Source organism: Flavobacterium columnare NBRC 100251 = ATCC 23463 (assembly GCF_002530675.1).
Taxonomy (GTDB): Bacteria; Bacteroidota; Bacteroidia; order Flavobacteriales; family Flavobacteriaceae; genus Flavobacterium; species Flavobacterium columnare.
Genome location: NZ_PCMX01000054.1, coordinates 17,677 through 28,467 on the forward strand (window position 1 = coordinate 17,677; position 10,791 = coordinate 28,467).

1 protein-coding gene is annotated in these 10,791 nt (G+C 30.7%); it reads left to right on the forward strand.

The annotated features are described in order from the left end of the window. Positions 1-26: 26 nt before the first annotated feature. Positions 27-10,791: DUF6443 domain-containing protein (locus B0A78_RS08465; protein WP_249030954.1), on the forward strand; the 10,765-nt coding region annotated here is incomplete at its 3' end.

Consider the following 10,791-nt stretch of genomic DNA (forward strand, 5'->3'; position numbering starts at 1 on the left):
TGTTAAGTCTATTAAAAGAATACGCGATGAGTACAATTCAAATAAAGAAAACTTCAGTAAAGATAGCCTCACATTCCAAAATGAATGTTTTAAAATTTTTACTACAGTTATTTTTAATTCTAAATATTACAGCGGGATGGTCACAATATATTGAGGAAAAATCCAATCGATTAATAGGAACTGCTTTAAACGGTCAGCCTACCTTAAGTATTACAGATTCAAAATTCTCAGAATTAAATAAATCCAATTCTAATGAATCTAAATTATCCGATTTTACATCTATTAATTCGGCAATAAATATACACATTGGGTTAGACGAATCCGCTTATGGTATTGGAGAGACCTCTTCTTCCACCAGTGTAAAATCTCAATTTAATGTAAGTTATAAAGCTATTGTAAAATTAGAAATAAAACGATATGCTAATAACGGAGTACTGTCAAACAACGTTCAAAATACTGAAATAAAAGAATTTGTTATAACCCATAATAAGACCACAGAAAATCTTAAACACAATGATTTTGTGGTATATAAACTTGCAGGGACTCATAAAGCAGAGATAAAAGTATTATCAGTAATGTATACCAATCTAGATGACAAACCTATTACATTAACTAGTCCAAGCAATGTCTTTATTGAATTAATTTTTAGTACAGAAAGATATTTTAACATAAAAGACACCGCTGTAAAACCCAATGCTAGTTTAGTTACCTACAAAGGATTTCAAGAAGAAATTACACTTTTAGATAAAGCAAAAGGAGAACATGAAATTCAAATTAGTTGGAACAAAGATCCTAATTTTCCAGCTGTTGAATATGAGCTAGAATGGACTTGGATTGATAATTATGGAGAAGGGAGTGAACCTAAATTGCCTAATAATATTCCTTTTACAGAAGAAGACTTTAAGCGTAATAGCTCCCGAATTCAAACGAAAGAACTGAGCTATAGAATTCCATTAATATTTTCAAAAGGATACCTCTTATATAGAGTTAGACCTGTTGGTCGTTTTTTAGATGACGTATCAAAAATTTATTTCGGAAAATGGTCTACAACAAATGCAGAAAAATTTCAAAACCTAAGTGATTGGCAAGATAAAATTGAAATTGTAGTTCCACACGAAAAAGACAGTAAAAATTGGCAGTACCAATCTTCATTTGCTGAAGATGGTAAGAAAAAAGAAGTCGTAAGTTATTTTGACGGTTCACTTAGAAATAGACAAACCGTAACAAAAGTTAATACCAATAACCAATCTATCGTAGGAGAAGTAATATATGATAATCAAGGACGTCCTGCCATAGAAGTACTACCCGTGCCTTTAGAAAATAGTGCTATAAAATATTTTGACTCACTAAATAAAAATCAAACTACGGTTTTTTCTCACTTAGATTTTGATTGGGATGATCCTAAAAAAACAGATTGTAGCGTATCTACATCTAATAAAATGAATACCAGTTCGGGGGCTAGTAACTATTATTCCGCAGCTGCTAAAGTATCTAATAATTTTCAGGATTACGTACCTGATGCTAAAGGATTTCCCTATTCTCAAATAGTGTACACACCCGATAATACAGGACGAATTTATAAAAAAGGAGGCGTAGGCTCAGATCATCAAATAGGACGAGGTCATGAAATGACCTATTTATATTCTACACCAAGTCAAGAAGAACTAAATCGTATTTTTGGGTATAAAGTAGGTTTTGCAAATAAATATAAAAAAAACACAGTTATAGATCCTAATGGTCAAGCGAGTGTTAGTTATATAGATCCTAAAGGAAAAACAATAGCAACAGCTTTAGTGGGACAATCACCAGAAAATTTAGATGCTTTACCCGAGTTAGCAACAGAAGGCAATTTAAAAACAGATTTATTAGTTAATAACAAAAAAAAATCAAGTGGCCGTTTTGGTATTTTAAAAGACGGAATAGATTTAACCTCTAAATTAGAAGTTGTTGGAAATTTACCCTCTACCATTAAATTTGATTACGGTCTTGAACATAGTAAAAATACCTTTCAACCAAATTGCTTAACAAACAAATCATATCCTTTTGTTTATGATTTAAAAATAAGTTTAAAAGACGATTGTGCTAATGAAAGACTCAATTTTGAAGGAAATCCAATCAAAACAATAGGTTCTGTCAATACACAAAATCCAAAAGGAAATTTACCCTTAATAGCTTATAATACTCAAAAATTAGAAGCTAAAAATTTGTCACAAGGAAGTTATTTGTTGTCAAAAGAACTAGTTGTTAACAAAGATGCTTTAGACGCTTATGCTGAAGATTATTTATACGAAATTTCAAAACAAGATAATATCTGTAATCCTAAAACAGAATTATTTAATGTTCAAATCGATGTAAACGGTTGTGAAATAACATGTGGTTTATGTGAAAAGACATTAGTAGAAAACTATTTAAAAGAAAATCAAAAAATAGAATTTAGCAATTGTTTTGATAAAAACAATAATAAAACATGTTCGGAACCTATTTTTGATCAATATGCAGCTATTGCTAAATACGGTTATGTCTTAGATAAATTAAATACCAGATATGCTCCTACCATCTTTACCTATGATACCTTAGGAAAATTAAATTATCAAGACCTTTCATTAAATCCTATAATAATAAATAATGATGAGAATTTATTTAAAAAAGAATTTGATTTCTCATTGCAAACTTGTCGTGATCTTTGTCCTAAAATGGTTACAAGTTGTCATATTATGGAAACAACTTTGCTGTCAGATCTAAGCCCAAATGGACAGTACGGTTCAATAAAAGGAATTATTTTTAAACCTGATATGGATGATAGTACTACTGATATTGTAATTAATGCTAGTAATCCCGATTCAAATACATCAACTAATACAAATACTAACACACCAGATCCTTCTAATAATACAATTCAAGTCGTTAATGATGATTTGAGTGTGTTTAATGAATATAATTACCTATTAAGAGGTGGTAGCTATCCTATAGGGAAAGATGCGTATGGAGATAATAAAACAGTAACTAAGGAACAATCACAATTTAGTTGGAAATACCCATCAGATGGAGTGTATAAAAATGCAGATGGATCTATTGCGTGGGTAACAGTTAAAAAAATAGCAGAAAACACTTATTTGCCTCCTATTGAACCTAATACTCCATTACTTCCTGAAAATATCACCGATACGGATATTTTATCAGTAACCTCTAACTATAGATTAGGAGGGATGAAAAAAGGCGATAATGAAGATGAATACCTAGTATCCCCTCAATATCTTGATAACATAGCCGATTTTATTAAAAATTGGAAACAAAATTGGGCAAAATCTTTACTCGCTTATCACCCAGAGTATTATTATTACGAATATAATAAAGCACTTTGCGAGAATACTTTAATCAAATACGGAAATAATACTGATAATTATGATTTAGCTCTAAATGAAATAGAAACCTATAAAATAGCTAGTCAAAACAAACAGTTAATCGAAAATCCAAGTTCCGCTACAGGTATAAAAATTTTAGAAGAAGATCCTTTTTATAATTTAAATTACAATAAAGTAGAGAGTACATCTCAGAGTTCATTAAGAAAAAACCTGATTATTGAGGCTCTAACTGAAAATTATGAAGGAATGACCTATAAATACCAAGGTCAAGATTATAAAATGAATATGTTTCAAGCCGCTGCATACACGGTTTTATTTGGAAACGGTTTAGCACCAATAAGTATTTTTCATAACGTTAAAAATAATAGCGCATTAATTAACTACATTAATAATAATGTTAATGAAAAACAAAAAGATAGAATCTGGCTTACTTACAAAAACTATTATACCAGTTTTAAAAATAAAATAAAAACTGTTTTTTCAAATATTTATAGCATAAAAAATAAAGGATACAATGGCTATATAGGAAATATTAATAACACAGAAAAATTTAGATATACTTTAAGAAAGTATGCGAAAACATATAATACTATTGCAAAAGAAATAGATGAAAGAAATCCTTTTACACCTTTCTCCGATGCAATAGACAATTTAAAAAAGGTTTATAAAACATCTTATGTAAGTGTTTATCCACAAAATATTTTAGCAATAGACAATTTAGACGTAAGAATTTTTTATAAAGACAAACAAAAACGTTTCATAGATTCAGACTATTTTTATGATTCAGGGGCCAGTGATGATCAAAATTTAGACAACAGCATTACAGCAGCTAATAATAGCCTATACCTAGAAACTAAAAAATGCCCATTACTTTTAGACATGCAGTCGTTTTTAAATGGATTAATTCAAAAAGATTATAATCCAATAGGGAAGTTGCCTACCTATAATACAGAAGAAATTCCTGCCAATACAATAGCTCAACTAACTAATAAATTATATGAAAGCCTAGGAGCAGGAACCCTTATAAAGGATTTAACGTCAATTCCTAAAATAAAAGGCTATATCGTGTCAAATACAGTCTTAGATTTAAAAATTGAAGACGAAAACGCTAGTAATAAAAAAATTAAACTAGAAATAATCAACCCAACCTCCTATATTACTTCTTGTCCAACGGTACGAGGTGCCAGTGCATCAGCCCCAGACTGGTCTATGTACGGCAACCAGTTTTATATAACTGAATTTAAGGACATATATGCAGTTCCTGGAGGAGAAAAGAAAAATTATAAATTTAAAATTATCGCAAAGGCTGATTTTGATCCTGATCCTTTAAAAACATGTTTTGAAGAAATTCTTATTGAAGGAACCACAGAAGCTCCTCTTGATACCTGTACCGAAGACGGAACCATTAATGTAAATGGTCAAGCAACTATTGATGCAACTGCTGGTTGTACCAATAAAATGTATTTTGAAAGAAACCTTTTACAAATAATTAATAAATTAATTTCTGAAAAAACAGTTAATAGTACAACAGGTATCCGTTTAAACACAGGCTATAATTCAACTCAATCGCCACCCGCTTCAGGCATCTATCCTTATGCAAATAATTTTATTCAACAATTTTTAAATGATACTCAATTTGCAGCACAATACAAAAAAACGATAGATGGTTTTCAATTTATATTACCAACTACAGGACAGGTTTTAATCAACGTTACGGATTTACAAGGTAATTTACCAACAGATAGAATCACAAGTATAAAAATTGATAATAGTTATAATATTCAATTTTTCTCTATCAATAATAATGGTATCATCAGTTCTGTTAAAGGAAAACTTGCAACAAAAGATTTTCAATGTATTTGTACAAAAAAGCTATCTATAAAAGAGATAGCAGAAGCTAATCTTTTAAAATTGATTAACCATTTATGGTCAACTCAAAAAAATAATAAAGGACAATTACCTAATAATAACGCATCATATAATCCAAAAGAATGGCAAGAAGTAGACCCTTATATCATTCCTAATGGTTCAACCATTGATAATTTTAAAACAGAATGGATTACTCCTAAAAACTCTCAATTCAGTAGTAAAGTTCAAGGGATGCAATATAATTTTGCTAATTGTGATTTTTCCTTAATACTAAGTTATTTAAATTCAGGAAATTATGAGACACATAGAAATTATTTTAATGCAATTACTCATTTTTCTAATTTTAAGTTAAATACTGATAATAAAACCTTTACAGTTTGGGCTCATAATAATCCTTATGAATCAGTGCCAACGCATTCTTATCAATACAAAGGGACATTAATGGAAATGGAACCGGCTGGTTATAAAATAATAACAGGATCTATTGATTGTTTAGAGTTTTGCAAAGAAAAAATTGATGTAGAAACTAATTTAACTAAATTGTTAAATATTGCTTTAGACGAAAAATATCTATATGAAGAGGGATATAAAAGTCCTGAAAATATAAGCCCTAACTCGTTATTGGCTCTACCTTTAACGCTACCTGTTGAAAATAGAGTCATATCAAATTGGGTATTAAATAGAAATGAATTATCGTTTGCATTTGGTAAAAATTCATCCTGCGGTGTTAATTTAGAAATTATTGATTTATACCTTGATAGTAATTATAGCAATAGATATCTTTATGATCTAATTTTTGATGATGATACCTATACTACTTTTAAAATAAAAATAGGATATATCTATAATTTTCAAAGAATAAAAAAAGAAGCATATTTAGAAAAAAGGTATCTTAGAGGTAAAATTTCTTGTTTAAAATTACCGCCTTCTTGTACAAAAGAAGAAGAAGTTCCTTGTATAAAATGTGTCCCTCAGGAAGTAGAGCCTTTAGCTTGTGGCTCAAAATGGAAAGAGTATGTTGAAGGAATGAAAGCAAAACTACCCAATTATACTTTGCCAGAATATTTAGCAGCCAATGATGAGTATTTTTGTAATGCTAAATTTGCCTATATAACAACTCCGTATTTATATTATTTAAAGAAATTCTTTATTTCGGATGTTACCAATTATAAATACATTAGTATAGCTGAATTTGGGGCTACCAAACTAAACTACGGATATAAAGATCTTATAAGCGCAATAGATAGTTATGCTCTTTACATATCATCAAACGATTATAGTATGTCATGGAATAACTACATTAATAATGTATACGTAGTTGAAAACCAAGTGTGTCCACCAGCTCCAATGGTTCCAGATCTAAAATTTACAGTTAATGAAACAAAAACACCTTGCGAAATCTTTCATGAATCTATTACTAAAACCTATACAACAGTCTTAGCAAGTCAGGAAAAAGCCTTAAAAAAAGAAGAATTTGTAACGAACTATATCAAAGAAGCAATTGATCATCTAAAAGAAACTTTTACAAAAGAAGCAAAAGATCAAGAATATCAATACACCTTGTATTATTATGATCAAGCTGGTAATTTAACCCAAACTATACCTCCTAAAGGGGTAAGTAGGCTAGGAATCACTAAAGATAATGATCCATTAAATATCAATATCAACAACTTTAGAGAAAAAAATGATACACCAGAAAACGCATCACAAACAGCTATAGAAGCTAATCATAGTTTTAATACAGAATACAAATACAATTCCTTAAACCAATTAGTATGGCAAAAAACACCTGATGGAGGTGAAACACGTTTTGCTTACGATGCTTTAGGACGAATTATTGCTTCCCAAAATGCTAATCAAAAGAAAAGTATAACATGTTCAAATGGTATTTGTACCGCTTTTAGTTTTACAAAATATGATGGTCTAGGTAGAATTTACCAAGCAGGAGAAATTATTGCTCCTTCTAGTTTTACCATTGATGAAAATGGAAGATTATTAAAATCAGGCATTGCTATTAATAATTTCGAACAAGACAATGAATCATTATATTTAAAACAACAAGTTACCCATACCCTGTATGACGAACAACATCCAGATGCTCTAAAATATATAGGAAAAAGCCATGAAGATAATAACCAAAAAAGAGTTACAGCAGTTCTATATATTGATAAAGCTTCTACCTTAGTAGATATTAACAAATACGACAATGCTATTTTTTATGATTATGATATACACGGCAATGTAAGACAGTTTGTACAAAGAAATACATCAGCAAATCTTATTAATTTACAACAAGACGCTAAAAAAGTAGTTTATGACTATGATCTAATCAGTGGAAAAGTAAATAAAGTTATTTACCAACCAGGACAAAAAGATCAATTCATACACAAATATGCCTATGATGCAGATAATCGTATTGTGGAAGTACAAACCAGTACAGATGATATAATATGGGAAAAAGATGCTAAATATGAATACTACCAGCATGGTCCCCTTGCTCGTACCATAATAGGCGATAAAACAGTGCAAGGTCTAGATTATATCTATACACTTCAAGGTTGGCTCAAAGCTGTAAATTCTGAGCAAATAGGCCATGATATTGGTCATGATGGATCCTTAAATGGTACAAATGCAGTTGGTCAAGATGTCATAGCATTTGCATTAAACTATTATAGCGGTGATTATCTTTCAAGGCAAAACACAAAATCTGTTTTAGACACCAATACTTTTTCTTTATCACAAGGTATGAATCTTCAAACAAATAAGAATTTATACAACGGTAATATTAAAGAAATGGTAACTTCCTTACTTGATGAAAACCAAGTAAAATTAAATTCGCAGTTTAATAAATACACCTATGATCAGCTCAACCGAATTAAAACAATGAACTCCATAGGAATCAATTCCCTAAATCAAACACACGAATCTTTAAGTAGTCAATATCAATACGATTCTAATGGAAACCTATTTACATTAAAACGAACTGCTCCCGTTAAGAAAACAGATAATAATATCACTCAAAAAGATTATAATTTAATGGATGATTTTTCATACCATTATATTCCAGGTACTAATAAATTAGCATACATAGACGATACAGTACCAAACAAAACATTTACAAATGATCCTAATAATCCAAACGATACAACACTAGATCTAGACGATCAAAACCCCGATAATTATAAATACGACGCTATCGGGCAGTTAATCCGTGATGAAAAAGAAGGCATTACCATTGATTGGCGTGTAGATGGAAAAGTAAAAAAAGTATCCAAAGATAACGGTACCATCATTACTTTTGATTACGATGGTTTAGGCAACAGGATAGCAAAAACGATTAGTAGACCAAATGAAAAAAACAATACCACCTACTATCAAAGAGATGCACAAGGAAATGTAATGGCCGTATACGAAGCCAACGAAAAAAATACAATAGTTACAGAACCTGTGGTTCCTAATTTATACCTAAACGATTATATCGTATCCGGTACGGAAATAAAGAAAGCCAGCAAAGGGATCTATGTTTCAAGTAGTAGCAATAGTATATCAACCGTAAAAAGTACCGGAAACCTAACCCTACAAGCCTCAAATGAAATTGTATTGTCTAATGGATTTAGTACCGAAACAAATGCTAAATTTTTAGCAGAAATAAAACCCATAAACACACCAGTAGATACAAAGTCAGGAACTTTTCGTTTGGTAGAACACGATATCTACGGAAGTAGTCGCTTGGGAGTTCAAAACGCAGATCTAGACCTAAGCAGCACTAATCAAACAATAAAAAACAAATTAGCTAAAAAAGAATGGAGTAATTTAGAAAAAACAGCACCTTTCGGATTGGTAACCTCCAAAATAAAAGGAATTGAATTAAAAACAATAAAAGACAGTAAAACTTGGCAAAGTCCTTCTGAATATGGATTAAACTTCTTTCCAGATGCAGGGGTAATAAATGACTCAATTGTTTTAAAAACCAATATAAAAATCAGTCAAAATACACCAGAAAAAGGCCTTTTACTATCGTTACATAATCATCTATCAAAAAGAGATTGGATCGATGCAGGACCTTATTATAGAAGCTCCGCATTTATGTTTATAGAAAAAATACGTAAGTCAACCAACCCAGATGTATTTGTCTATAAACCAGTTGTGAAATTAGTATTACACAAAAGAGATTACGGTGTATATTCAACGCGCTCTGGAGGTAAAAGAAACAAGTTTGATGCTTATGTACAAACAATAGATTATACCATACCAACAGAAATACCAGAAAACCAATGGAATTTAAAAGTAAACATTAATAAAAATGGTAATAATCAATTTGATGTTAAAATAAATGTAAACGGAAACATATATAAAGCAAATAAAGTTGATTCAGGATTAAATTGGTCATTTGGATATGGTAACATAGAACCACATGAGCAACACCTAATTAATTTTCCAACACTACCTAATAATGCTTTAGGAGCTAATTACTTAGCCTTTTATGATCCTAATAATAACTACCAAGATTGGTCGTTAGGTTCTGCCCATGCTGAAATTTGCGATTTCACCTATTCAATAGATGAAATCAAACACCAGTTTAGTTTTGACGAAACCCCGACATCTGTTTCTACCGATATGTTAGATAAAGATAATATTGTAAAACCTTTAACAATAACCAATTTAACATCCAAAGATTATTCGGACACTTATTGTGGACCTCAAGCATTAGATACAGACCAAGATGGAGTACTTGATTTCAAAGAAGACGGAAAACAACGTTTAGACAACTGTCGTTTTACTTTTAATCCCGACCAGAAAGATAGCGATGGAGACGGATACGGTGATGTATGTGATAATTGTCAGAAAAATAATCCTACTCCTAATCCAACCAATCCAGATTACCAGTTAGATACCGATGGTGATGGTGTAGGAGACGACTGTGACAACTGTAAAAATAAATACAATCCTAGGATTGATTATGTAACTATAGATCCTAAAGATCAACAAGCACTTGCTATACGTGATGCTAATCCAACTTATCTATCGTTAACAAATCAATACCAATCAGATAGAGATGAAGACGGATTTGGAGATGGATGTGATAATTGTATTGATACTAAAAACGGTAAATCAGAAGGTCAAACAGACGCTAATGGAAATCAGTTAGATGCAGACCAAGACGGGATAGGCGATATTTGCGAAGGTATTGATCAAGGAAAATCTATATCAGAAATAGAAAGACCAGCAAATGAAGCATATCGTTTAGTAGGCGATAAAAATTATGAATTATCAAATCATTTAGGAAATGTACTTTCAGTTATTACAGATCGTAAATTATTTATTGGAAATTCAGGAAATAATTTTACCTTTATGCCAGACGTTCTTAGTTATAATGACTATTACCCTTTTGGCTCCCTCATTCCAAATCGCTATGGTAGCTCATCTTCATATCGTTACGGGTTTAATGGTCAAGAAAAAGATGACGAAATTAAAGGGGAAGGGAATAGTTATAATTTTGGAGCCAGAATGTTAGATACTAGAATTGGTAGATGGTTTGCTATTGACCCACTAGCCGAAG